At 56.1% G+C, this 25,274-nt stretch carries 19 protein-coding genes; 14 read left to right on the top strand and 5 right to left on the bottom strand.

From position 1 onward, the window contains the following. The first annotated feature begins 185 nt into the window (after nt 1-185). The 6 genes from PV433_RS16845 to PV433_RS16820 all read left to right on the top strand — a co-directional run bounded on the left by PV433_RS16845 (nt 186) and on the right by PV433_RS16820 (nt 6,161). Nucleotides 186-1,760 (top strand): histidine kinase N-terminal 7TM domain-containing diguanylate cyclase, encoded by a 1,575-nt coding sequence (locus tag PV433_RS16845; protein ID WP_332073232.1) that lies wholly within the window; start codon nt 186-188, stop codon nt 1,758-1,760. A gap of 81 nt (nt 1,761-1,841) precedes the next feature. After that, the gene (locus PV433_RS16840; RefSeq protein WP_332073231.1) at nt 1,842-2,564 is read left to right on the top strand and encodes a hypothetical protein; all 723 of its coding nucleotides are present in this window, start codon (nt 1,842-1,844) and stop codon (nt 2,562-2,564) included. Next, nucleotides 2,561-3,130, top strand: coding sequence for an RNA polymerase sigma factor (locus tag PV433_RS16835; RefSeq protein ID WP_332073230.1), 570 nt, complete (start codon nt 2,561-2,563; stop codon nt 3,128-3,130). Before PV433_RS16840 ends, PV433_RS16835 begins: the two co-directional genes overlap by 4 nt. Next, nucleotides 3,108-3,347, top strand: coding sequence for a hypothetical protein (locus tag PV433_RS16830; RefSeq protein ID WP_332073229.1), 240 nt, complete (start codon nt 3,108-3,110; stop codon nt 3,345-3,347). Before PV433_RS16835 ends, PV433_RS16830 begins: the two co-directional genes overlap by 23 nt. Nucleotides 3,348-3,465: 118 nt before the next feature. Continuing rightward, nucleotides 3,466-4,758 carry a hydroxylamine reductase gene (gene hcp, locus PV433_RS16825; protein WP_332073228.1) on the top strand — a complete coding sequence of 431 codons (1,293 nt, stop codon included), beginning with the start codon at nt 3,466-3,468 and terminating at the stop codon, nt 4,756-4,758. Between the two features lie 356 nt (nt 4,759-5,114). Further along, nucleotides 5,115-6,161: a GerAB/ArcD/ProY family transporter gene (locus PV433_RS16820; RefSeq protein ID WP_332073454.1), complete on the top strand. Its 1,047-nt coding sequence runs from the start codon at nt 5,115-5,117 to the stop codon at nt 6,159-6,161. Between the two features lie 88 nt (nt 6,162-6,249). Here the strand turns inward: PV433_RS16820 and PV433_RS16815 are convergent, their stop codons facing one another. Beyond that, a complete protein-coding gene (locus PV433_RS16815) occupies nt 6,250-7,452 on the bottom strand; it encodes an FAD-dependent monooxygenase (RefSeq protein ID WP_332073227.1) in 1,203 nt (400 codons plus the stop codon). 148 nt (nt 7,453-7,600) lie between these two features. Between PV433_RS16815 and PV433_RS16810 the strand changes: the two genes are divergently transcribed. The 3 genes from PV433_RS16810 to PV433_RS16800 all read left to right on the top strand — a co-directional run bounded on the left by PV433_RS16810 (nt 7,601) and on the right by PV433_RS16800 (nt 10,627). Next, entirely contained in the window at nt 7,601-8,239 is a 639-nt protein-coding gene (locus PV433_RS16810) for a PadR family transcriptional regulator (protein ID WP_332073226.1), read from the top strand. A 163-nt stretch (nt 8,240-8,402) separates the two neighbouring features. Continuing rightward, a complete protein-coding gene (locus PV433_RS16805) occupies nt 8,403-9,602 on the top strand; it encodes an MFS transporter (protein WP_332073453.1) in 1,200 nt (399 codons plus the stop codon). 389 nt (nt 9,603-9,991) lie between these two features. Then, nucleotides 9,992-10,627, top strand: a complete 636-nt coding sequence (locus tag PV433_RS16800) for a DUF2625 family protein (RefSeq protein WP_332073225.1) — start codon at nt 9,992-9,994, stop codon at nt 10,625-10,627. Between the two features lie 154 nt (nt 10,628-10,781). Here PV433_RS16800 and PV433_RS16795 read toward each other — a convergent pair whose 3' ends face one another. Both PV433_RS16795 and PV433_RS16790 read right to left on the bottom strand, forming a co-directional pair. Next, nucleotides 10,782-11,075 carry an RNA polymerase alpha subunit C-terminal domain-containing protein gene (locus tag PV433_RS16795; protein WP_332073224.1) on the bottom strand — a complete coding sequence of 98 codons (294 nt, stop codon included), beginning with the start codon at nt 11,073-11,075 and terminating at the stop codon, nt 10,782-10,784. 202 nt (nt 11,076-11,277) lie between these two features. Beyond that, entirely contained in the window at nt 11,278-12,183 is a 906-nt protein-coding gene (locus PV433_RS16790) for an AraC family transcriptional regulator (RefSeq protein ID WP_332073223.1), read from the bottom strand. Between the two features lie 464 nt (nt 12,184-12,647). On the opposite strand from PV433_RS16790, the gene PV433_RS16785 reads away from it, so the two are divergent. From PV433_RS16785 to PV433_RS16775, 3 genes are all read left to right on the top strand, one after another. After that, the gene (locus PV433_RS16785; protein WP_332073222.1) at nt 12,648-14,006 is read left to right on the top strand and encodes an extracellular solute-binding protein; all 1,359 of its coding nucleotides are present in this window, start codon (nt 12,648-12,650) and stop codon (nt 14,004-14,006) included. Between the two features lie 47 nt (nt 14,007-14,053). Next, nucleotides 14,054-17,395 (top strand): carbohydrate binding domain-containing protein, encoded by a 3,342-nt coding sequence (locus PV433_RS16780; RefSeq protein ID WP_332073221.1) that lies wholly within the window; start codon nt 14,054-14,056, stop codon nt 17,393-17,395. 76 nt (nt 17,396-17,471) lie between these two features. Further along, entirely contained in the window at nt 17,472-19,802 is a 2,331-nt protein-coding gene (locus PV433_RS16775) for a family 78 glycoside hydrolase catalytic domain (RefSeq protein ID WP_332073220.1), read from the top strand. A 515-nt stretch (nt 19,803-20,317) separates the two neighbouring features. Here PV433_RS16775 and PV433_RS16770 read toward each other — a convergent pair. Next, nucleotides 20,318-20,614: a hypothetical protein gene (locus PV433_RS16770; RefSeq protein WP_190931560.1), complete on the bottom strand. Its 297-nt coding sequence runs from the start codon at nt 20,612-20,614 to the stop codon at nt 20,318-20,320. 119 nt (nt 20,615-20,733) lie between these two features. Beyond that, nucleotides 20,734-21,177, bottom strand: a complete 444-nt coding sequence (locus PV433_RS16765; RefSeq protein ID WP_332073219.1) for a HEAT repeat domain-containing protein — start codon at nt 21,175-21,177, stop codon at nt 20,734-20,736. Between the two features lie 242 nt (nt 21,178-21,419). Here PV433_RS16765 and pepT point away from each other — a divergent pair, with 242 nt between their 5' ends. Both pepT and htpG read left to right on the top strand, forming a co-directional pair. Further along, on the top strand, nt 21,420-22,652 hold the full coding sequence (gene pepT / locus PV433_RS16760; RefSeq protein WP_332073218.1) for a peptidase T: 1,233 nt from the start codon (nt 21,420-21,422) through the stop codon (nt 22,650-22,652). 186 nt (nt 22,653-22,838) lie between these two features. Continuing rightward, nucleotides 22,839-24,728, top strand: coding sequence for a molecular chaperone HtpG (gene htpG, locus PV433_RS16755; protein ID WP_332073217.1), 1,890 nt, complete (start codon nt 22,839-22,841; stop codon nt 24,726-24,728). Nucleotides 24,729-25,274: the final 546 nt, after the last annotated feature.

Genomic DNA, 25,274 nt, shown 5'->3' with positions numbered 1-25,274 from the left:
GGGCCGGAACAGTTTGAATAGCAGCGGCAGTCCGGGAGGCCCCCCGACTGCTGCCTTTTGAACGTTTAACGGGATAAAGGGTTTACCATATTCACTTACGCTGGCATGGTGCAAAACAATTCGCACGACCTCGCTATCGGTATGTTACGATGAATATACAGCTACTTAGGATGGAGCCGGCAAACATGGATTCGCTACTGACGATGTACATTACGCTTGTCTGCGTATCGGGTGTGTTCAATGTGTTTCTCAGCATCTACGCCTTCTCCAAGAGGCGCGAAATACCGGGTGCGGGAACTTTTATGGCCTATACGTCAGCGCTGGCGATTTACTGTTACGGGTATGCTTTCTGTCTGGCAAGCGATACGATCCGGGAGGTCAAGCTCTGGACGACGGTCGAATACGTCGGGATGCCTTTCTCGGCCGCTCTGGGTCTGATGATCGTGCTGAACTACCTCGGCAGGAAAGTATCCGGGAGAACGGCTGCGGTTATGCTGGTCATCCCGGCGATCACTCTGCTGATGGTTGCGACGAACGATTATCATCATCTGTTCTACAAGTCGATGGTATTGAGGGAGGGCCTGCCGGCCCCGCTCGTGAAGATTGAGATCGGCGAATGGTACATCGTACACGGCATCTACACATTCAGCTGTCTGCTTGCCGCCGTCGTCTTGCTGATTGGCCGCTGGAGACAGACGAGCCGGACCTACCGGCTGCAGCTGACGGTGATGCTGTGCGGGCAGTTCATTCCGATGGTCGCCGCCTTCCTCTACTTGCTGGGGATCGCGCCGGGGGGGCTCGATCCTGTGCCAATCGTCATGTGCGTCACTTCCTCCTTGTTTATATGGGCGATAGTCTCTACCAAAATGCTCACCGTGGTCCCGATCGCCAAAGAAACGATTTTCGAAAGCATGGGCGAGGGGGTTATCGTGCTCGATCCCGCAGAGCGGCTCATCGATTTCAACCGCGCCGCAGCCGCGATGATTCCTTCGCTCCATCTTTCTCTCATCGGTAAAACCTTAGACGAGGTATGGACCCTAATGACGGGATCACCGTTCCCTGCGGCCCGTCAGCCTCAGGGGATGAAGGAGGAGATTGTCTGGACGACAGACAACGGCTGCCGCTGCTACCAGGTTCGTTCTTCCGTCGTCCGGCACCGCAGCGGCGAGCAGGCGGGAAGCCTGCTGATGCTGATCGACGTGACCGAGCTGAAGCGGCTTCAGCGGGATTTGGAGCATATGGCCTACTACGACGGTCTCACCCAAATCTACAACCGGACTCATTTCATCCACCAGGCCCGCGAGCTGTTGAAGGAATCCCGGACCGGGGGACATTCGTTCTCGGTCGTGCTTTTTGACATCGATCATTTTAAGCAGATTAACGACAGCTTCGGCCATGAGACGGGCGACCGGGTCATCGTGCACGTCGTCTCCGTATGCAAGCGGATACTTGGCGAAAATACGTTGTTCGGCCGTTACGGCGGCGAGGAATTCGTGATCGCTCTGCCGTCCGCATCGCTTGAAGAGACTGCCGTTCTTGCCGAGCGGCTGCGCGCGGCGCTGGAAGCCGAACCGCTGACTACGGCGGACGGCGAGGTCGCCGTCACCTCCAGTTTCGGGGCCGCCCAAGCGGCGGAGCCCGGCCGCGATACGCTGGAGTCGCTGCTGCACGCGGCCGATGAGGCGTTGTATGTGTCCAAGCGCGGCGGCCGCAACCGGGTCAGCGTATGTAACCAAGCCATACGCCGGGAGAACCGGTAAGCCAACAGTTTGCGCCTTCGTGCGTCTTATAGGTATAGAAAGCTTAAATGACTATACCCTGCAAACGGAGGTTGAAGCGGAATGGACGTTAAACAACCTGATAACCATGAAGCGAAAGGCCGGATCTCATCGGTGGCGGTATTGGATTGGAGACAGATGAAATCGGCCGAGGAGCTGCGAAATATCGGCGGAATTTCGTCGGTAGGCACAATTCTTCTATCCGACGCGTTCCAAGGGACGCTGGCCGGCATTCCGATGAAGGCCGTCGGCTCGATCATTACGCTGCCTGAAGCTAGCAAAGTGAACTTGATCGGCGGTACGATGAGGCTGGGCGGGGAGTTCCTCGAGAAGCCGGGAGCCGACGGCTCCGATATTTTGCTAGTGACCGGCGAACTGCTGATTACATCGCCGCCGGCAAAGTTCGGCTACAAGCAGCTCATCGTAGCGGGACAGCTCTTCATCCCGCGAGGCAGCGAAAGCGTGCTGACCCCGTATATCACTCAATCGAGCGGGGACATTATCCCGTATGACCCCCGCAACCCGAGATGGTTTATGGGTCAGGGGAGGTTCGGCCGGGAGTTTTTCGAATACTTGAAAGAACCGGTTACGTTGATTTTGATGGGCGAATACGTGATAGAAGCCGACGTTACCTCCGGGCTTCTCCGGGAGAAAGTGAGCGAGATTATTCAGATGGGCGTCTTGAAAGCCGCGGACAAAAAGCTGGTGCCGGTCCTGATGGCGCTCTCGGTCGGACAGATGAGTACGATCCAGGTTTCCGGCCAGCTTGAGGGAGAATCGCAATGAATGATCCGGTGTACGAAGCCTTCTTCCATGAAGTGTACGATTCGTACCACCGGGCGGTATTCGCCTACATCCTGACGCGTGTCGGACAACGTGAGCTTGCCAAAGATTTGACGCAGGAAGTGTTTCTCCGGGCCTGGAATCAGATCCATGTCGGTTATGAGATGGGGCGGGACACTTGCCGGTTCTGGATATTCCGGATCACGAAGAACTTAATCACCGATTATTATCGAAGGCGTACGACCCGGGACCAAGCGGAGGTCCGGATGAGGCAGGAGGCTCTCGTCCGGGGGCCGTCCGGCCCTTCGCCGGAGGAAACGTATGAAATTCAAAGCAACGTCCGGCGCATCGAGGACGCGGTTGACCGGCTGCCGGGCGATCTTCGCAGCGTGCTGATTCTGCATCTCGTCGGACAAATGAACAGCAGCGAAATCGGCGAGCTGCTGGAGATACCGGCCGGAACGGTCCGCTACCGGATCAGCCTGGCGAGGAAACGTGTCCGGCTTGTTCTGTCCGATACCGGGCCGGCGGAGGAGGGGCAAACCTATGAAAGATCCGGTGTGGAGTAAGCATCGGGAGCGGAGCGAGCCGTGGGCGGAGTGGGTGAACAGCGTATCTCTGACGAAGGAAGAGGCGGAAGAGATTCGATTTCAGGTTCTCGAACAACCGGACGAAAGGCAGAAGATCCGCTCGGCCCGGCAATTGGCCCGGATCAACCGGATTATTGCCTGCTCCAATCGTTCGGCCGTGCCTTACTCCGAACGTTATTGCATCTACAAGGCGTAAGCAATGTCATCATTTTGCCAGAAACGGTGTGACTGCCGTCACCGTCGCCATCCCCCCGGCTCTGTTAAGCTGGTTCTTGGAAGAGAACATAGCGAATCGCCGAATGGAGGATGGCTTTATGTTTTGTTACCAATGTGAACAAACGCCGAGCGGCGGCTGTAAAGTGGTCGGGGTATGTGGCAAAGACGAGACGATCGCAAGTTTGCAGGATACGATTATTTTTGCGCTGAAAGGAATCGCCGCTTACGCGACACACGCCAGACAGCTCGGCTATACCGATCCGGAAGTGGACCGGATTACGCACGAAGCGCTCTACCTGACTTTGACCAATTCGAATTTTAACCTCCAGGAGCATCTGGATATGGCGATGAAGGTCGGCACGGCCGCGGTCCGGATCATGGATGTCCTTGACCGTGCGCATACGACGCACTTCGGGATTCCGCAGCCCGTTACGGTATCGCAGAACAAGATCGAGGGCAAGTGCATTGTCGTAACGGGGCATAACCTGTATGCGCTGGAGGAGCTGCTCAAGCAGACGGAGGGCACAGGCATCCAGATCTATACGCACTCCGAAATGCTGCCGGCTCACGGCTATCCGAAGCTGAAGCAGTATGCCCACCTGAAAGGAAATATCGGGAAAGCGTGGTACGACCAGCGGCGGTTGTTCGAGCAGTTTCCGGGGGCCATTCTGGCGACGACGAACTGCGTGATGCCGATTAAGGGCACCTACGCGGACCGGTTTTTCTCCTATGAGGTGGCGGGGCTTGAGAATGTGACGAAAATCGTCGGCGACGATTTCTCCCCGTTGATCGAACGGGCGCTGGAGCTGCCGGAGGCGAATATCGATTCCGAGCAAGTGCTGACGACCGGCTACCACCACGAGACGGTCATCGGACTCGCTCCGGAAATCATTCAAGCGGTCCGCGACGGCCTGATCAAGCGGTTCTTCGTCATCGCCGGCTGCGACGCTCCGGGCAAAGGCGGCGAGTATTACCGCGAGCTGGCCACTTCGCTTCCGAACGACACGGTGATACTGACGACGTCCTGCGGCAAGTTCCGCTTCAACGACGTCGACTACGGCACGGTAGCCGGCACCGGCATACCGCGGTATATCGATTTGGGCCAATGCAACAACTCCGGCTCTACGGTCAAAATCGCGCTGGCGCTGGCCGACGCCTTCGGCTGCAGCGTCAACGAACTGCCGGTAAGCATCGTGCTGTCCTGGTTCGAGCAGAAAGCCGTCGCCATCCTGCTGGGCTTGTTCAGCCTCGGCATCCGCGATATCCGGATCGGTCCGAAAGCGCCGGAGTTCATCAATGAAGGCGTCATGAACGTGCTCGTCGAGCTGTTCGGCCTGAAGCTGATCGGCGATGCGCAAGAGGATATGGCGGCTATGCTCGCTTTGAATTAGTTTGCACGGCAAGGGAACTGCACGTTTAGGTCAGCCTCTATCCCCCCTACCAGCCGCTCCAGCCGGATTGGGGGGATTTGTTGGAGTTGAGCGCTCTTTCCCTTTGGACGAAAACGGGGTCTGGAATAGTTTAACACCGCGCCGGAAATAATTAGAAGCGACATGTAGCAAACCAATGGCGCTCACAAGGAGCCGGGCAGGGGGGGGAGCCGAGCATCGAACAGCAAACCGGCAGCAGAGACTCGAACCGTCCGAAAGGTCCGGCAGATCGGCAAAGCCGTCCAACGTTCTACACCAACATCCGGCAGTCCGGCAGCATCGTCTCCAGCTCGTTGATCGGCATCGGTGTGCTGACCTTGCCCAGAATGGCCGCAGAATCGTCAGGGGAAAGCGGGTGGATCGTGGTCATAGGCGGCTGCCTGCTGGCCATCCTGGCGTTGTCCGTCATCATTAAGCTGTCCAACCGCCATCCGGGTCAGACGATTGTCGACTATGCAATCCGGCTGCTCGGCCCGAAGCGTTACCCTCTGGTCGGACGCCTCATCGGCCTTCCCTTATTCACCACATACTTTTTATATTGGGCGGCTTCTACCGCACTCATCGCCCGCAGCTTCGGCGAGGTCGTCGTAACCAACGTATTGAGGGAAACGCCTCTGGAAGTCGTTATACTGACGATGCTGTTCACAGGGTTGTTTTTCGTTATGCACGATGAGCAGGTGCTGGTTCGCGTCAATGAAATTTTGCTGCCGATCATCGTCGTCCCCGTCGTCATCATTGCTCTGTCTTCCCTGCAAAGCGCGCGGCTGGACAACGTGCTGCCGATATTCAGCGGGAATTGGCTCGGCTTGCTGAAGGGGGTTTTTTATACGGCCGGCTCGTATCTCGGCTTCGAGATGATGTCGATCTTTTTGGCGAATACGGAGCAGGGGGGCAAACGAATGACAGCCGGGATCATCGGCGTTGCGATCCCGGGGTTCATCTACGTGCTTATCGTATTTTCCGGCATATCCGTATTTGGCGTCGACGAGCTGCGAATTCTGGCCTGGCCGACTTTGGAGCTGGTCAAGACGAGCGAGGCGCCCGGACTGATCCTGGAGCGGCTGGAATCGGCTTTTCTCGGCGTATGGGTGGCATCCGTTTTTACGAGTGTGGGCAATATGTACTTCGCCGCAACGATCATCGCCACACAAGCTTACAAGGTGAAAAACCGGCGGTGGATCGCTGTTCTCATGCTGCCCGTGCTGTATTGGTTTTCCATGCTTCCTCCAAGCAGCCAGAAATTGATCGAGTACCAGAGGTTGAACATTTACTTGGGAATGTGCATCGCATATGCGGTGCCCGTGCTGCTGCTGCTGATATCCTTCGCGAGAGGCGGGCGCCGTCCGGGAAAGGCAAGTCCTTGAGGCGCCCCGGCCGCGACGGGCTTAAGCCGGCAAGTCCGGACTTGCGTTTCTTACCGGCAGAAAGGGTGAGGCAGCATCTTACGTTGGGTCAGCTCTCTTCCCAATCGATCCGGTATTCGTACATCCATCGATGGGCGTCCTTATCGGCTCTCCTAAGAAACAGCGGCATCATCAGATCGCGGAAAAACACTTGCACCGGGTTCGTCGCATGCTTGCGCCGGCCGATGCTTCTGGAGTAACGGACGATCTGTTCCACTCTGTCGCGGCGCTGTTGCTGGAAAAGGGCGAAGGCCTGCTCCTGATCGGGGAGGTCGCGGAGACACTTGGCCAGTACGATCGCATCCTCCAGCGCCAGCGAAGCGCCCTGCCCGGCATTTGGCGATGTGGCATGCAGGGCGTCGCCGATCAGACCTACAGATTTCTTGTGCCATTCCGGCAAGGAGGGCAGATCGTAGATCGGATAGACGCCGATCTCTCCTTCCATCCCATGCACGATACCCGAAAGCGGGGCGATATCGTCGGCATACAACTCCCGGATAGTTCGATGCCACTCCGCCTGGGGGATGCGCTGCAGATCTTGCCGGGTGGGCGATCCGCGATAGTCCAAGTTGCCGAACCAGTACACTTCGCCGTCTTGCCTCGTCAAATAGCCGAAAAACGCGCGTTTCCCGAACACCATCGTCTGGGTGCCCTGATCGTAGGGGAGTCTGCTGTCGGGCAAAAAACCGCCAAAGCTGATCAACCCTGTATAAGCCGGCTCCGGTGCGCCCGGAAAGACGATTCTCCGGACCCGCGAATGAATGCCGTCGCAGCCGATCAACAGATCCCCGGATGCGGTTCCCCCGTTCTCGAAAGAAATCTCCACGCGCTCCGCCGTATTCACTTCGACCGCTTTCAGCTTCTTGCCGTACTCGAGCGGAATGCCTTGACGCCGCGCTTCTTCCCGGAGAATCTGATGGAGCGCGCCTCTTTTCACCGTATACCCTTGGGGCTCCCCGCCGGAAGCGCCGATAACACCCAGCAGCTTGCCTTTGCCGCTGACCATCTTCATCGTATGCATTGCATACCCTTCGCGCCGGACTTCTTCATCCAACCCCAGCTCTTGCAAAACATACATCCCGTTGCGTGCCAGATTGAGAAACAACCCCGCATAGTCGTCGGCCTGCTCATCGGCTTCGAAAAGTACGGGAGCGAAACCGGCCCTCTTCAGAAAAAGCGCCAAGGCCGGACCGGCGATTCCGCATCCGACGATCAGCACTTTACGGGGGCGGCGAGGTCCGTTATTCGTCATGTCGTCATCTCCTTTATTCTTTTTGGAATAGTCTAATTAAACTATATTAGGATTAACTAAACGAAGTCAACTAAAATGTTCAAAATAGCTTGAATCGGCTATAATGAGTCGAGAATTAACCGGAGTGTGGAAGGAGCGAAAGACGGGTATGCCGAAACCGAAGCGCAGCAATTTGCTGGCTCTCGCCGTGTTGTCTCTTCTGAACGAACGGCCGATGCACCCTTACGAAATCGGGGTGACGATGCGTCAGCGCGGACTTTCCGGCAGCATCAAGCTCAATACGGGCTCGCTATACGCGGTTATCGAATCGCTGCTGAAGAGCGGGCTGATCGAACCGGTGGAAACGCAGCGGGAGGGCAAACATCCCGAGAGGACGATCTACCGGCCGGCCGAAGCGGGCAAAGCGGAGTTTTTCGATTGGCTGCGTATCTTATTAAGCACGCCTGCGAAGGAGTATCCTCAATTCGCGGCCGGGCTTTCCTTTCTTGCCCATTTGCCGCCCGGGGCGGCGCTGGAGCTGCTGCAATCGAGGGCCGAGAGTCTGAGCCGGCTGATCCTCGAAACCCGCTCTTCCATGGAGACGACGCTTTCCGGGGGAGTCGACCGGCTGTTCGTGATCGAGACGGAATATTCGCTGGCGCTGCTTGAGGCGGAGCGGACATGGGTCGTCCGGCTGATCCGGGATATAGAGGCCGGGGATTTGACGGAACGGACGAAGGACGGCTGGCATTGGGCGGTCCGGTTTACGGAGCCGCCTGCGGCCGGTCCGGACAAGGATGCCGATTAAAAGGCGCGAGGGCTGTGTGCGCGATCCTGCCGAATGACAGGGGACTGCGGCGGGAATTTTCCTTGTAACCCGGGGATTTTGTCAGAAACTTTCAAGTATAAAAGAGCCCGGAGGTTAACCGGAAGTGGAGAGACGACTAGAGAAGTTCAACAAGATTTACGCCATGCAATTGGTGACGATTTTTGCAGGTTTTATCGTTTTCGGCTTTTCGGAAAATAGTAAAGGACCGGCTATACCGCGCATTCAATTCGACTTCATGCTGAATGAATCCCAGCTCGGCACGCTGTTGTCGCTGAATGCGCTCGGCTATTTGCTGGCCTGCTCGTTCACCGCATTTCTGACCCGGATCTGGGGAATCAAAATCGTAAGCGTCGCTGCGTTCGGGTCGATGATCGCCTCGGGCGTGCTTATTTATTTCTCCCACAGTTACCCGGCGTTTGCTTCGTCGTATTTTCTCATGTACATCGGCAACGGGATGCTGGAGATTGCGTTAGCGATTCTGGGCGCACGTATTTTCGTGAAAAATACGGGGACGATGATGAATTTGACCCACGGCTTCTACGGGATCAGCTCCACGGTGGCTCCCCTGGTGGCGACGGGTTTAATGAACGTAACCGTGCTCGGGCATACGCTGGACTGGCGCGGCATGTATCTGGTGATGCTGTCCCTGTCGATTCTGCCCATTATATCGGCCTTACGCTCCTCGTTCCCGGGCGACAGCCTGACGCATGAGGAACGGATTCCGCTGAAAGCCTTGATGCGCGACCCGGCCCTCTGGCTGATGGTGCTGATCCTCACCTTCGGCGTCGTGTCGGAGCTGGCGGTAGGCGGCTGGCTCGTTTATTTTCTGGAGAAGGCTTACGGATGGGATACCGTTACGGCCTCGGGCATGCTGTCGGCTTTTTTTCTATGCTTTACGCTTGCCCGGCTTATATTGGGGCCCTTGACCGATAAGATCGGGTTCACCCTGTCGCTTATTGTTTTCTCGGGATTTTCGGCCTTATGTACGTTTGCAGCCCTGATCGGAGGCGAAGGTTATGCCGTTCTGTTCGCAGCGGCGGGACTGGGGATCGCGATGATTTATCCGACGGTTATGGCCTTTATCGCCAAACGGTATTCGAGGGGCAGCGACACGGCCATTACCTTTACCGTTACGCTGATGGGGGTAGGGAGCGTGATCGGCAATTATCTCATTGGAGGCGTCATAGAAGGTACGAAGGCGATTTACGGCGCCGATACTCCCATCGGTCTGCTCCGGGGGCTCCAGGCCGGGTACGGATTTATCGGGTTGTGCGCCGCTGTGTGCGCCGCTTTCGGCGTCGTGCTGTACCGCTACTTAAAACGGCGGAGGGAACTGATTTAACCCGATAGAATAGGAAGGAACCGGACAGCGAAAGCGTTCGAGCAGGCATGCAGGGCCGGCACATAGCAAAGAGCGCAGCGAGAAGGGGGAGGTCTTACGCTGCGCTCTTTGTTTGAAGCTGATACAGTATATGATAGGTTGCTAGATTTCGACAAGACGAATAAACGGTAGAGAAAGACCATTTATTGGCGCCGCCGGACAAGACGCCGGCGTTCCCCCATTTGGCTATGGAGGTGCGCGCAATCCGCTGGCGGCTCTTCCCCAGCGGCTGCCGGTTCGGGCGGTTAAACTGCGGTGAGGAAGGGGCGGCTCCCGCAGAATGAAGCTGCTGCTTATGAAGGAATAACGATAAGTCTCCCGCCAGAAAACATCCAATAGTGAGGTAATCCATGAAAACTAGTAAAAAACGGATGAGTCCGGACGATGCGTGGGGCGAACTGCAGGAATGTATCGCAGGCGCACAGAACCGGGTTTCCGTACTCCCTTGCAAGAGAGAACAAGGGATCGCAACGCTTGAACATTTGCAGCTATCGAATCGATCTTATCTGGGAGCCATTGCCCTTGAAACCGGCGGACTGTTAATCGACGGCGGCTGGTTAAAAGTTTTGGGGGCCGGCAACTCCAGTATTTCGGGATCGCTGCTTACCTGGAACAACCCGATCGGAGACGCTTTAATCGTCGCGTACGATTTGGTCGGGGGCTGTTTTGCGCTAAGCGGGGGAACGGGAACCGTACAATATTTTGCTCCGGACACGCTAGCTTGGGAAGACCTGAAAGTCCCCTATTCCGGATTTATCGATTGGGTGCTGAATGGGGAGTTGGCTTTATTTTACGAGACGTTCCGGTGGAAAGAGTGGCTGCACGATTCGCAAAACATTCAAGGCGACCAGGCGTTTTTACTGTACCCGTATCTATGGACGGCTGAAGGAAAAGAGGTGGAGCGCGCCTCGAGAAAAGCGGTCGGCGTCAAAGAACTATGGGAGATGCAGCTGGAATTCGCAAGGCTGTTGAACGGACAGTCGTAGAAGCGCTCCGGACCGCGATCCTTCGTAATTCCTTGGCCGGCAGCCCGGGGGCCGCTTTCCCCGGCAATCGGGCCCCGCAGCGACAAGCCGACTTTGCGGGACCTCATATAAGGGCAGCCGGCCTGCCCTTCCTACGGTTACGCTCCCCTTTACGCTAACCTTTGAACGATAACCCGCTCTCCTGCAAAGCCGCCCGAAGCTTGGGCAACGACGCGGGTCCCATCCCGTGAAATTTCAAAATCTCTTTCTCGCTATAGGTCGAAAGCTGCTGCAAACTCGTAATGCCGTTATGTTCCAGCGCCCGTCTGGCCGGCGCCGAGAGAAGGGAGAGAAACGCGCTGTCAGGCGCTGCTTGCTGCTCGCAAACCGGACATGTCGGACAATCGGTGCTTTTGTAGTACCGGTGTCCCTGGCTGCACGTTCTTAACGTTTTCGGTGAAGCCGCCACGATTCATACCTCCTTTCATCCTAGTTCGTTTATCCCCTGCCTGCATGTGAACCTGCCTTCAACCCATTTCAGTGATAGGAGGCAAACAAGAGCGGTTTGTACGCTTTTGAAAAGCAGCTGCATAAAACGCATACAAGGGCCATCCGGCGTGGGACAGGCTCGTTTTGTCGTTGCTGTCGTCATTTCGCTGCTTCCGTTTCCCCTATCCGCCGATCCTTCTCGTTCGGGCGAGAATCGACCTGGCGTATTCGGAGGGCGTCATGTCGGCGATCCGCTTGAACTGCTTGGAGAAATGGTGGATGCTGCTGTAGCCCAGGCTTTCGGCAATCGACGATATATTGCCGTTCTCCTCGCGAATAAGCTGCTTGGCCCGGTCGACTTTCAGACGATTGAAATATTCCATCGCCCCCATGCCCGTATGCTCCTTGAAGATCATTTTAAGTCCCGTGCGGCTGATCGCGAAGATGTCGCACAGCTGGTCGAGCGTATAATTTTGTTCGATATGGCTTTTCATGAACTGGATGATTTTCGAGAAAGATTCGTTTGTCGGGACCTCACCGACCAAGGCGGCTTTGCTTCTTGCGCTTTGTTCCGCTCTTCTCCGGCGGATCAGACGAATCAGAAAAATTTCCAGATAATTGCGGATCAGCTGCTCTCCGCCGAAGGCCGCGCTCTCCCGCTCATGCGGGCACCCCGAGATCATCGGCGAGTTGACCGGGGGATCGAACGCCTGCAAGCCCTCCTGAACAATCAAGGATAAGATCTGGTATTCGTCCTCTTGCAGACGAAAGCGGCATTCGCCCTCGAAGACGGACATGCAGGCCGAGTCGCATTCGAACGAGAGGATAATAATATTGCAGGTCGTCTTGTTTAGCGATCGGCCCCCATGAAACAGATCTGGCATGAAAAACAAGATGTCCCCTTGACGGAGGTGATACGTCCCCAGATCGGTATAAAACTCCACTTCCCCTTTATCGATATAGATGAATTCCCAGAAGTCGTGGCGTTCTCCTCCTTTGGTGCTAAAATGTTTGGACATTTCCCGGTAATAAAAGGTGACCAGCTTGCGAATGGTCAGTTCTTCCTTCAACACATGTCTCGGACGCATCGGCCGGATTCCCCCTGATCCAATTGAAATCGTTTGCAACGAACGACAGCGAGCAGAACCGATATGATCTTATTATATTTCATGTTCTTGGCCGGATAAAAGAGGGGACAGCCGCCACCTTTCGATTCCAAGGCCGTATCCATTCGCAGAACGGCTTGCGATGTCAGGCGAGCTCCTGATTGGGAGCCGAATGTTTTGACCGGATTGACAAAACGTTTGACCTTTGCGGCAAAGCCCTGCCCCCGTCTTGGCTTTATGATAAATATAAGAAAACTGCCGGGGAGGTGAGGGGAGGTTGAATAAGGTCGTTTGCCAACATAGGGTAATCGATTTCTGAAAAGCGGTACTAACATGGCATACGGGTTCCGGAGAGATGTCCCGCACAAGAAGGCAAAGCTGTCCGGTGAGATCCGATGCTCCGATGCAAGTTGCGGTAGAATTCAGGGAAACTGGGGGAACTGAACATGGGAACAAAAGCGAGAAACAGGAAGAAAGTGAATGGGCTTGTACTTCCGGCTCTTCTGGCCGGTTTGACGCTGGCAGCGTCCGGCTGCGGAAACGGCAGCGAGCAGGGGAGCGGAAACGGGGGATCGGCCGCCGAAGGCGACAACCAGCCGCCCAAACGGACGGAGCCGGTCGAGCTCGTGATCCATACGAACAACGGGGGGACGCCGGAAAGCTTCGACGCCAATTACGGGGATCGGATCCGCAAGAAATTCCCCGATTACAAAATCACTTACATCCAGAGCAAAGCGGGCAGCACGCTGCAGGATTTGCTCGCAACCGGTCAGCGGGTGGACATTTTGTTCCAGACGGATTCGTACTACTTTGAGCTGGCCGAGGGGTCCAAACTCGAATTCGATATGACCGAGCTTGCCAAAAAGCACGGTGTCGATCTGAACGCGATCGAGCCCCGGCTGATCGAAGGCTTAAAAGCGTCGGGCGGCGGCAAGTTGTATGCGCTTCCGGTCAGCAACATGATTCAGGTTCTCTATTACAACAAAGGAATTTTCGATAAATTCGGCGTTCCTTATCCGAAGGACGGAATGAACTGGGATGAAGTGCACGAGCTGGCCAAAAAACTGGACCGTGAAGACGGCGGCATCCCCTATATCGGATTTACGGCGTCGCCGGCCCATATTCTCGGCAACAACCAGTATTCCATTCCTTATGTGGATGCCAAGACGGAAAAACCGACGTTTCTCGACGGCACCTGGAACAAATTGTTCGAGACCTACTTATTAACTCCGGGCAAGACCGCAGGATACCAAAAGTTCGTAACGGACAAAAAGAAGCTTCCGTACCGGCTGGAATTTACCGATGCTCCGACGCTCGGCATGTTCGTATTCAACTCCAGCTTCCCGTTCTCGATCCCGAACATTAACGACATTAATTGGGATCTGGTCTCGCTGCCTGTCTTCAAGGAGAAGCCGAAAGTCGGCTCGCAGTCGATGCCTGTCGTGTTCGGCATCACCTCGACGGCCAAAGAGAAGGACGCGGCGATGGAGGTCATCAAGTATCTGGTATCGGAAGAGGCCCAATTGTCCGAAGCGAAAAAAGGCAACATGCCGATCTTGACCAGCGAGACGGTAAGAAAAGCGTTCGCGCAGGATACGCCGTTTAAGGACAAAAACTGGGCGGCCTTGTATGACAATCAGATCGCTCCGGGCGTTACGAAAAATCCGTACCTGCTGTCGGTCGAACGGGTGCTCACTCCATACGTACAGCAAGTCATCGAAGGGAAGAAGGATCTCAATACGGCGCTGCGCGAAGCGCAGGAGCAGGCGGAGAAGACGATCGCCGACGCGAAGCTCAAAAAATAAACCGGCGCTGGATTGTATCGTAAACTCGGCATAATGGAGGGTTTGGAATGAACGGATTCAATTCATGGCTGCCCCATCCGCGATTCATGTCAGTCAAGCAAAATGCAGCGATCCTATGTCTGTTCACACTGCTGTTTCAACTGCTGGGGCTGGCAGCGGCGGCGCCGCAGGCCATCGCCCATAGTCCGGGGGACGACGCGATGCATAACGGAGGCTTCGAGCAAATCACCGACGGCAAACCGCTTCCTTGGCTGGCGATGGGGGGCTGGAGCAATCCCGAGATCCAGGTCGCATCCGCGGCGGCACGCTCGGGTGCGGAAGGCATCCGGATCGAGACGGCACAGACGACGAACCCGTGGATCGCACAGGATGTGCTCGTCGAATCGGGCGCCGTATACGACGTGTCGGTCTGGTTCAAGTCGCCTGGAGTAACCGGAAGCATAGGGGTTAAATTCGAATATTACCGGGATCAGGTGCGTACCCCGGCCAACCGGCTAAGCCAGTACGATATGCAGAAAAATATTTTGGCCCAGGATATAACGGGCGACTGGCAGCAATTGCGGTTTGAGGCTGAGATTCCTCAAGAGGCCGGACTGATCCTGGTCTATTTGCGGATGTACGGAACCGGATCGGTTTCTTTTGACGATGCTTCCTTCGTTCTGCTGAAGCATAGGCCCATGATCGATTTGACGACAGACCGGATTTTCTATTATGCCGATGCCGATGAAGGCAACGTGGAGGCCGCTTTCAACTCGCAGGTCGGTCCCTTGGATCAGCTGCATGCGGAGGCCCGCATCTACCGGGAGTCGACCGGTGTCGTCCTTGCGACGTATGCGCATGCGAATGCGGCGCTGCCGATGAGCTTCCCGTTCGATCCGTCGCAGATGGTCATGGAGGAGCCGTACGGGGTGGAGGTCCGCCTTATGGACTCATCGAATGCGGTTCTGGAAACCGTGACGAAGCCGGTGTACCGGATCAACCGTCCGACGATGCTGCGGAACGACGGAACGCTTCTGGTGGACGGGAATCCGTTTTTTCCGATCGCGGCCTACCATGTGCGTCAGACCGACTATCCTTATTTAAATGAAGCTGGGATCAATACGGTGCAGGGTATCGTCACGAATAACGCCAATGCGCTGCAAAGCGCGCTTGATGCCGCCCACCAAAGCGGGCTGAAGGTGTTGGTTCCGCTGTACTATAATATGAAAGTAAAAGAAAATGCGGCGCTGACCGAGCAATTCGTAACCCGGTTCAAAACGCATCCGGCGGTGCTCGCCTGGATGATTATGGATGAACCGTTCTCCAACGGCAAAACACTGGAGGAGCTGGCCGACGCCTACCGGCTGATTCGGTCGCTCGATCAGGCGCATCCGACCTATATGGTCGAAGCCATGCCGCCGTATTACGCCACGACAGCCAAGGCGACGGATATTCTGGTAACGGATGTGTATACCATCCCGTATGAACCGATCTCCTTAGTCGGCGAACGGACGGCGGCGGCCAAGCAGGCGGCAGGGGAAAAGCCGGTCTGGAACGTCCTGCAGGCGATGTATAATCCGCCGAACTGGCCGATTCTGCCGACGATCGGGCAGGTGCGCAATGCGGCGTACCAGACGCTGGCGAATGGCCTGCAAGGCGTAGCCTACTATTCGATCAATGAAAATACGTTCCAACTGCGGCAATCCGCGCTCTGGCCCGGGCTGGTCGATTTCCGGGAAGAGCTGGAGCTGTTCGGCCGGCTGGTAACCGAAGGGAGCCGGATCGGCCAAGGGCAGACGGACCACGGCCGCTGGGCCGTGTGGGAGCATGAAGATGTCCGCTACGCCGCAGCCGTCAATACAAGCGAACAAATCCGTCAGATGACTGTCCCGCTGGGGGTAACGGGCTATCGCGCGGAATTGCTCTATGGGGACACGCGCTCGGTGCTGGATGGGCAGGGCGATGAACTGACGGTTCATCTGGGTCCGCAGCAAGCGCTTCTCTACCGGATTACCCCGTTCGAGAACAGGATCTCGGAAGCATTAACGATCGCGGCTCATGCTTCGGGGCTTTCTGCGGATGCCCAGTGGACGTCCCGCATGAACCAGCTGGAAGCCAAACTGAACGTGATCCGGGGTTATCTGACCGGAGCCGCCCCCGATCCCGCTGCAGCCGTTCATACGGCGATTCAGGCTTTGCACAAGGCGGGCCAGTTGGAAGAGTGGGCCGATCTGAACGGCAGCGCATCTGCAAAGCCGGATATGCTGGCCGCTATGAAGCAGCTCAGAGAGCGGCTCGGGCCGCTGGCCGCCTCGTATGTCCGGAGTGAGCTTCATGTCGGAGGCGGACTGCTGGTCGGACAGGAGGAGCGGAACGAGCTGTCCTTCACCTTGCACAACGGAGCGGAGACCGGACTGCAAAACATCCGGGTCACGTTGAAGTTTCCCGATCCGTTCGGCCTGGAGCCGGAAACCCGGACCGTCTCCCCGCTCGGCAGCGGCCAATCGGCGACGGAGACGTTCAGCTTCCGCATGGCGGAGCCGTTGCTGGAGAAGAGTTACCGGCTGCAAGCCGTTATCGAGCTGGAGTACTCCAACAAACCGGGAGTTGCGATCTTAACGGATACGTTCATTCGGTCTCCTTATACGGATCTGCTAAGCGCGAAGATCGAACCGGACGCCATTCTGGCGAATAAGGGCGGCAGTTACCCGTTTACGGTGAAGGTTGATAACAACGTGCCGGGAAGCCTGCAGGTCGGATTCGAGACGGAGCCCTCATCCGCCTTGTCCGTACAGCTTCCCGCTCCTTTCCAACTGCCGGGGAATCAGCAAGTTACGGTCAGCGGCACGGTATATGTACCGATGAGCGTTACCGACGGGGTCTATGCGGCGACGATCCGGGTGCAGGCGGACGGGAAGACGGTCCGGTCGATGCCGCTTCAGATCCGGATCGATAAAAACAAGCTGCCCAATCCGGGATTCGAGCAGGCTAACGCTTCAAGCACGGGACCTGCCGGCTGGCTGATGCGTCAAGGAAGCTGGGTACAGGACGCCGTCTACGGCGGTCATTATGCCGTCTCCTTGCAGCCCGATTCGGCCAACGCCTGGAACGTTATCAACTCCGACCTGATCGCGATCGAACCGGGTACCCGACATGTGTTGAAGGGCTGGGCCAAAAACGGCGCTACCGGCGGCAGCGTGTCGATCGGGCTGAGGGAGGTCCGGGAGAACGGCTCATCGACGATCGGTTATACGTGGAAAGAGATCGCGCCCGCTTCCGACTGGACGTATTACGAGTTGGAGGTAACGCCTGCGGCGGCGGCCAAGTATGTGCAGGTTTATTTGAAATCGGACGCGGACGTGGATGGAACGGCATGGTTCGACAATCTATATGTCGGAGAAATCGAGTGATCCGCACGATAAGCAGGAAGGCACGGGGCGGGGAGAACCCGCCTCTTCCTTTAGAGGAAGCAGGGGGAGAGCGAAGATGAATCCGTTGGACAATTCAGTCTGGATGTGGAACGGCCGAAGCCGCGACGAGGTGAATCAATATGTGGAATTCCGCCACGAATTTACACTGCCGCAGCAAGCGGAGCAGGCGAGCCTGTATATTTCCGTAGATTCGGAGTACGCCGTATGGATCAACGGGACATGGGCGGATGCCGGTCAATATGACGATTTCCCGGATCATAAAGCTTACGACCGGTTGCCCGTCGGGCATCTGCTGCGGAAGGGGGATAATGTGCTGTGTGTGCTCGCCTATTATCAAGGCGTTAACAGCTTTCAATATATTCCGGGCACCCCGGGGCTGATCTACACGCTGGAGACGGGGATGGAGACGATCCGGAGCGGCAGCGGCGCGTATTGCCGGCCTTCGCGGACGTATGCTTCCGGACGGCTCCCGATGAGCACGGCGCAGCTCGGGTTTACGTTCGAATACGACGCGGCCCGCGGCGACGGCTGGCTCAGTCCGGAATACCGGATGACGGACGAGTGGAAGCGATCCGGTCCGGGACGGGCTGCAGACGAGTATCCGGCATGGTATGCGAGACCGGTGCGCAAGCTGGATGTGAAAGAGCGATGCGGATCGAAGCTGATCACCCAGGGAGTGTACGTGCGACAAGCGGCGCCGTCCGATGCGATAGTGGCGGAGCTGATGCAGAGCGACTACTTGTCCCATCGCCTGTCCCGGTCGCTCATCGGCGGCGGAGGTCCGCTGACGCTTCCCTCTTCGGGGGGATTGCCGATCAAGCCCGAAGCGTTTCCAGAAAACGGCGGCGTGTATCTGGTGCTGGATATGGGGCGGGAAGAATGCGGTTTTCTGGAGCTGGAGCTGGACGGAGAGGAAGGCGCCGTTCTCGATATCGCATACGGCGAGCATCTGGACGATCTTCGGGTCCGCGCATCGGTCCGCGGCAAACATTTCGCCACCCGATACCGGTGCGGCAAGGGACGGCAAAGGTTCACCCATTATATGAAACGATGGGCGGGGCGCTACCTGCAGCTTCATATTAGCGGCGTTAAAGAGAAGTTCGTGCTTTATTACGCAGGCCTTCGGTCCGTGGAGTACCCGGTTGAATGGAAAGGCGAATTCCGCTGCCCCGACCGGCTTCACCGTCAAATCGAGCAGGTGGCCGTCCGCACCCTCCATCTGTGCATGCACGAGCATTACGAGGATACGCCCTGGCGCGAGCAGGCGTTGTACGCCATGGATTCCCGGAATCAGGCATTGTGCGGATATTACGCCTTCGGCGAGTACGAATTTCCGGCCGCGTCGAACCGGCTGTTCAGCGAAGGGTTGAAGGAGGACGGTTATCTGGAGCTGACCGCTCCGGCGAGAAGCCCGTTCACGATTCCGTCCTTCAGCTTCCTATGGATCGTTCAACTGGAGGAACATTTGCTGTACAGCGGCGATCTTGAGCAGGCCCAAGCGATGCTCGGCATCGTTCGGCGGATGTTGGATCAGCATACGGCCCGCTTGCGGGACGGGCTGCTGGTCACTCCGGGAAGCTCCGGCTACTGGAACTTCTACGATTGGGAGCGCGGTTTGAACGGTGCGGCCGCAACCAAGCCGGGTTACGAAGGACTGGAGGGCACGAGATTCGACGCGCCGCTTAATCTGTTTTTCGCGATGGCGTTGGAGGCTGCGGGCGGCATGGCGGATGCCTGCGGAGACGCTGCAGCGGCCCGGGGCTACCGGGAAACCGCGCATAAGGTGAAAGCGGCCGTCCATGAACAGTTCTGGGATGCGACGTCGCTCGCTTACCGGACGTATCTGGGGGGAGACGAAGGCGATCATTATGCCGAATTAACCCAATCGTTGGCCCTCTGTGCCCGTGTATGCCCGGAGCCGGCTGCGGCCGATTTAAGGAGACGGTTGTCTTGCCCGGACAACGGATGGGTGCCGGTTTCGCTCAGCTACGCCTTATTCAAGTTCCAGGCTTTGCTGGCCGAACCCGAGCTATACGGGCAGATCGTATTCGATACGATTGAGGACGATTGGGGGCATATGCTGTACCGCGGCGCGACGAGCTTCTGGGAGACGAAGGACGGGGCCGACGCGTTCGGTCAGGCCGGGAGCTTGTGCCACGGCTGGTCGGCCATCCCCGTTTATTTTTATTACGCCTATATACTGGGGGTCCGGCCGGTCGAGCCGGGTTTTCGGGTATTTCGGGTGGAGCCGGTGCGGACGGTGTTTCATCAAGCGTCAGGCACGATCCCGACACCGTATGGCGACATTCAGGTGGAATGGAAGATGACGCCGGACGGACTTGTCCTGCATCTGGAGCACCCGGAGGGGACGGTGCGGGAGTCGTAAGCATCTAGTAGCGGCAGTAGCCGCTGCTGCGGGACAGGGAGGAGCTCCGGCCGATCAGGGGTGATGTAAGATAATCGGGTTGCGTCTCTTCCTGGGGGAGGGACGCTTTTTTTCGTGGTGGAGGTAACGAATAAGAGTGGTTTGTGAGGCTGTCGATTCAATGTGTAGAAGTGTTAGCAGGCCGTTCCAAGTGAAAAGTTACCTTCTTCTACTCAAACAGGTTGTCCGGAATCCCTTGATTGAATAAGGATTGTAAGGTAGGGGATTCCAGACAAAACTCGCCAGAAGGTAATCTTTTCCCTTTCCACTTGGTTGTCCATAATAAATCGACAGCCTCGTTTGTATGCTTTATTTGGTCCGCAAACCGGGTTGGACACGGAATAAGAGCGGTTTGCAGCTCCTAAAATCCGCGAAAAGGGTGCAGACGTGGTCGGCAGTTAGCAACAAAAAAGCCCTCTTATCAAAAAGAGGACTTGCTTCGTCATTATAGCCGCGGACCGTTCGAACGCTCGCTTCTAGCTATGCATCGACTGCGCTTTAGCTTGCTCGCGGGTCGCTTCGTTCAGCATCGACTTCCAGTCGGCGAACTTGGTCTGCCTGGCGACATGCCGGTCCCACAGTTCGTCGGGAATGTTACGGATATCATCGAGCGTATCGGCTTGGAAATTGCCGATCTCCAGAAACTCGTTAAAGCTTTTGCAGGAGGAATGCTTGCTCATAAACGACTTGGTGAACAGTTCGTCGAGCGAAGTCTGGCCTTCCTTACTTGTTTTTTGACCCTGCAATTCTTTAAGCAATTCGTCAAAGGGCATAGGTTTTTGTTTTCTCAGAGGATCACTCCTAAATTTAATGTTCTCGGTAAACTATAACACATCACGGCTATAAAATGTCGCCTTTTCCAAAAATCAGAGTCAGATGCGTCTCGCACCGCCTATTTATTCGTTAACGCGGCCCACGACTCTTCCAGCCATTTTTCGAACTCTGCGCCTTTGTCCCCTTCATAAGTATCGTATACATCAAGTCTCATCTTATGCAGTTTTTCCTTGAATTGCTCGAACGAGTGGCCCTCCGGCAAACTTTTTTTAATGCGGACGAAAATTTTCGTCGTTCCCTTGACCAGTTCGCCCTTTTTCCTGCGCGGCTGCTGCACGTTCTCGCCAAACTCCTTGAGCTTGCGGTAGGCGGCCTCCTGGACTTGATACACCGTGTCGTTATTCATCCGGTGCGTCAAGATGTCGATCACCTGCTCATGTTTCCAGGCGCCGAGCTCTTCTACGGCAGTCAGCCGCTCGCGCCAATTCGATGTCCGGTTCGAGGCCGTTTTGAGTTCCGCATAGTTAGGCGGCAATTCGTTTTTCGCTTTTCGTTTGTCCAATCGATTCCAGCACCTTTCGTTGTTTAGATTCCGCTTTCCTGGTGTAAACTTCCTGCTGTTGGTTCGTGCGCCGTCCGTTCTAGAGCTCCCTAAGGCGAGAGCCGTGAATTTTACTTGGCATAGTCATTGTACCAAGCAGGTGGAAGAATGCAACCGGAGGCGTCTGCGGGTTATCGCCGGACGGAGCTCCCTTCCAAGGCCGGGCGCGTTGCAGTACAATAATCGATAAGGAGCTGAGCGATATGAAAAATGAGATGATAGCCAGATTTACCTCTTACGTGCAGGTGGATACCCAATCGAACGACGGTAGCCCGTCTTGTCCTTCCACGCCGGGGCAGTGGACGCTCGGCAGGATGCTGGTCGAGGAACTGAAGCAGATCGGGATGGAGGAAGTGACGATCGACGAGAACGGCTACGTCATGGCTACGCTTCCGGCTAATACGGATAAGCCGGTACCGGTCATCGGTTTTCTCGCGCATATCGATACGGCGACGGACTTCACCGGGGCGGGCGTCCAGCCGCAGACTGTGGACAACTACGACGGCGGGGACATCGTGCTGAACGAGGAGCAGCGGATCGTCCTGTCGCCTCGCGATTTCCCCGAGCTGGCCGGTTATAAGGGACATACGCTCATTACGACGGACGGCACGACGCTGCTCGGAGCCGACGACAAAGCCGGGATGGCCGAGATTATGACGGCGATGGCGTATCTGATCGCGCATCCGGAGATTAAGCGCGGCAAAGTCCGGGTCGCGTTCACGCCCGACGAAGAGATCGGACGGGGTCCGCACCGGTTCGACGTTGTCGCCTTCGGCGCGCAGTATGCGTATACGATGGACGGGGGCCCGCTCGGCGAGCTGCAGTATGAGAGCTTTAATGCGGCGGCTGTCCGCATTTTGTGCAGAGGGAAAATCGTACACCCGGGCACGGCCAAAGGCAAGATGGTCAACTCCGCGAAAATAGCGATGGAGATCAACCGCCGGCTTCCGGTGGAGGAAGCGCCCGAGTTTACGGACGGCTACGACGGCTTTTTCCACCTGATCTCGATAAACGGCAATGTGGAGGAGACCGTGCTGAGCTACCTCATCCGCGACTTCGACCGGCAGCGGTTCGAAGGGAGAAAGGCCGAGCTGACCGGCATCGTCGAGGAGCTCCGGCACGTATACGGGCAAGAGCGCATCGCGATTGAGATTAAGGATCAATACTTCAATATGCGCGAGAAGATCGAGCCGGTCATGGAAATCGTCGATATCGCCCGCCAGGCGATGGAGAGTCTCGGAATCGAGCCGGTCATCCAGCCGATCCGGGGCGGGACCGACGGCTCCCAGCTGTCGTATATGGGATTGCCGACTCCCAACATTTTTACAGGCGGCGAGAACTACCACGGCCGGTACGAGTACGTGTCGGTCGACAACATGCTGAAGGCGACCCACGTGGTCGTGGAGATTGTTAAGCGCTTCGAGCAGCGGGCTTAATCCAAAACAAATGATCCATTTGCAGCGGTTGCTATTGACAGATCCGTCTGTTTTATATACTAATAATAGTAGTAGCAGTCTAGTTACTTGAGTGCCAAAACGATTGGACCGCCTTTCTTCACGGGTGACGAATACGACATCGCGGTTTTGGCGCGGCTATTTTCACTATTGGAAGGAGACTTATTCGTGGCTAAGAAACAGTTTCAGGCGGAATCGAAACGATTGCTGGAAATGATGATCAACTCGATCTACACGCAGCGGGAAATTTTCTTAAGGGAGCTAATCTCCAACGCCAGCGACGCCATCGACAAAATGTATTACAAGGCGTTAACGGACGACCAGCTTGTGTTCAACAAAGACGATTATTACATCAAAGTCACCGCAGATAAAGAGAACCGGACCTTGACGATCTCCGATACGGGTATCGGGATGACCAAGGAGGAGCTTGAAAATAACTTGGGGGTCATCGCGAAGAGCGGCTCCCTGGCGTTCAAAAAAGAAAACGAGCTGAAGGACGGCCACAACATTATCGGCCAGTTCGGGGTCGGCTTTTACTCCGCGTTTATGGTAGCCGATGTCGTTACCGTAATCAGCAAAGCGCACGGCAGCGACGAAGCGTTCAAGTGGGAATCTGAGGGTGCGGACGGCTACACGATCGAGTCGTGCGGGAAAGATTCGGCAGGGACCGAGATTATTCTCAAAATCAAGCCGAACACCGAGGACGACCAGTACGACGAGTATTTGGAGGAATACCGTTTAAAGGCGATTATCAAAAAGTATTCCGACTTTATCCGCTACCCGATCAAAATGGATGTCAAAGGACAGCGGCCGAAGGAAGGCGCCGACGAAAACGACAACGAGCTTGAGGAGTATGTCGAAGAGCAGACGATCAACAGCATGGTTCCGATCTGGCGCAGAAACAAAAGCGAGCTGACGGCTGACGATTACGAGAAGTTTTACAACGAGAAACGGTACGGCTTCGACAAGCCGCTGAAGCATATCCACATTAGCGCGGACGGCGCCGTCGTATACAACGCGATTTTGTTCATTCCGGAAAATACGCCTTTCGATTACTATACGAAGGAATACGAGAAGGGACTCGAACTGTACTCCAACGGCGTGCTGATCATGAACAAGTGCGCGGACCTGCTCCCGGACTATTTCAGCTTCGTCAAAGGGATGGTCGATTCGGAGGACCTGTCGCTGAACATCTCGCGCGAGATGCTGCAGCATGACCGTCAGCTCAGCCTGATCGCCAAAAACATCAAAAACAAAATCAAAAGCCAGCTGCAAAGCATGCTGAAGGACGAGCGGGACAACTACGAGAAGTTCTACAAAGCGTTCGGCCGCCAGCTCAAATACGGCGTATACAGCGACTACGGCATGAACAAGGATCTGCTGCAGGATCTGCTCATGTTCCACTCCTCCAAGGAGAAAAAGCTGGTCACTCTGGACGAGTACGTCTCGAGAATGCCGGAAGACCAGAAGTATATCTACTACGCCTCGGGCGAGTCGATCGAGCGGATCGAGAAGCTGCCGCAAGCCGAGCTGGTCACGGATAAAGGCTACGAGCTGCTGTACTTCACGGACGATATCGACGAGTTCGCGATCAAGATGCTGATGAACTACAAGGAGAAGGAGTTCAAATCGGTATCGAGCGGCGATCTCGGCATCGAGCCGGACGAGAAGGACAAGGAGTCGGATGAGGAGCAGAGCGAGAACAAGGACATTTTCGAGCATATGCAAACCGTGCTCGCCGGCAAAGTGAAGCAGGTCCGGACGTCCAAGCGGCTGAAAACCCATCCGGTCTGCCTGACCGCCGAGGGCGAGCTGACGATCGAGATGGAGAAAATCCTGAAGGCGATGCCGAACGGCCAGGACGTCAAGGCGGACAAGGTGCTCGAAATCAACGTCAACCACGAAGTGTTCCGGTCGCTGAAGGATGCGTTCGCCGGCGATAAGGCGAAGCTCGATCTGTACACGAACCTGCTGTACAACCAGGCTCTGCTGATCGAAGGATTGCCGGTTGAAGACCCGGTGGAATTTACGAACAATATTTGCAAAGTCATGGTGTAATGGATTCGCCGTGGCGGCGCTAGTTGAAGGAACCCTGTCTGGCATTGTGCCGGGCGGGGTTTTTGCACATGACTCATACTGATTAAGTGATTAAGTCGGCTAATTGGGCCGGCAGGTGTTGCGGTCGTTCATGGTGATCGTGATCGCGATCGCGGTCCGTCGGCCCTAGGCCCTGCTTGGGAGGGGAAAACCGGATAAGAGCGGTTTGCGAGGCTGTCGATTCATTGTGGACAACCAAGTGGAAAGGGAAAAGATTACCTTCTGGCGAGTTTTGTCTGGAATCCCCTACCTCACAATCCTTATTCAATCAAGGGATTCCGGACAACCTGTTTGAGCAGAAGAAGGTAACTTTTCACTTGGAACGGCCTGCTAACACTTCTACACATTGAATCGACAGCCTCGTTTGCACCCTTTATTTTGTCCATAACCCGTTTGAATGGGGAAATAAGAGCGGTCTGGGACTGCTAAAATCGGCGAAAAGGGTGTAGACCCCGCCAGCGGGTTGAAATAAGTGGTGCGAATCGCCTTTATTCGTCTCGTTTTTTC

The sequence above is a fragment of the Paenibacillus sp. GYB004 genome, assembly GCF_036577605.1.
Taxonomy (GTDB): Bacteria; Bacillota; Bacilli; order Paenibacillales; family NBRC-103111; genus Paenibacillus_AB; species Paenibacillus_AB oceani.
The sequence above is the reverse complement of the archived record's forward strand: the minus strand, read 5'-3'. Positions and strand labels throughout refer to the sequence as shown.

Coding starts and splice junctions, on each gene's coding strand:
- PV433_RS16800 (WP_332073225.1), top strand. CDS start 9,992: ATGAAAACTAGTAAAAAACGGATGAGTCCGGACGATGCGTGGGGCGAA.
- PV433_RS16830 (WP_332073229.1), top strand. CDS start 3,108: ATGAAAGATCCGGTGTGGAGTAAGCATCGGGAGCGGAGCGAGCCGTGG.
- hcp (WP_332073228.1), top strand. CDS start 3,466: ATGTTTTGTTACCAATGTGAACAAACGCCGAGCGGCGGCTGTAAAGTG.
- PV433_RS16810 (WP_332073226.1), top strand. CDS start 7,601: ATGCCGAAACCGAAGCGCAGCAATTTGCTGGCTCTCGCCGTGTTGTCT.
- PV433_RS16835 (WP_332073230.1), top strand. CDS start 2,561: ATGAATGATCCGGTGTACGAAGCCTTCTTCCATGAAGTGTACGATTCG.
- PV433_RS16805 (WP_332073453.1), top strand. CDS start 8,403: ATGCAATTGGTGACGATTTTTGCAGGTTTTATCGTTTTCGGCTTTTCG.
- PV433_RS16845 (WP_332073232.1), top strand. CDS start 186: ATGGATTCGCTACTGACGATGTACATTACGCTTGTCTGCGTATCGGGT.
- PV433_RS16770 (WP_190931560.1), bottom strand. CDS start 20,614: ATGCCCTTTGACGAATTGCTTAAAGAATTGCAGGGTCAAAAAACAAGT.
- pepT (WP_332073218.1), top strand. CDS start 21,420: ATGAAAAATGAGATGATAGCCAGATTTACCTCTTACGTGCAGGTGGAT.
- PV433_RS16790 (WP_332073223.1), bottom strand. CDS start 12,183: ATGCGTCCGAGACATGTGTTGAAGGAAGAACTGACCATTCGCAAGCTG.
- PV433_RS16815 (WP_332073227.1), bottom strand. CDS start 7,452: ATGACGAATAACGGACCTCGCCGCCCCCGTAAAGTGCTGATCGTCGGA.
- PV433_RS16840 (WP_332073231.1), top strand. CDS start 1,842: ATGGACGTTAAACAACCTGATAACCATGAAGCGAAAGGCCGGATCTCA.
- PV433_RS16785 (WP_332073222.1), top strand. CDS start 12,648: ATGGGAACAAAAGCGAGAAACAGGAAGAAAGTGAATGGGCTTGTACTT.
- PV433_RS16775 (WP_332073220.1), top strand. CDS start 17,472: ATGAATCCGTTGGACAATTCAGTCTGGATGTGGAACGGCCGAAGCCGC.
- PV433_RS16780 (WP_332073221.1), top strand. CDS start 14,054: ATGAACGGATTCAATTCATGGCTGCCCCATCCGCGATTCATGTCAGTC.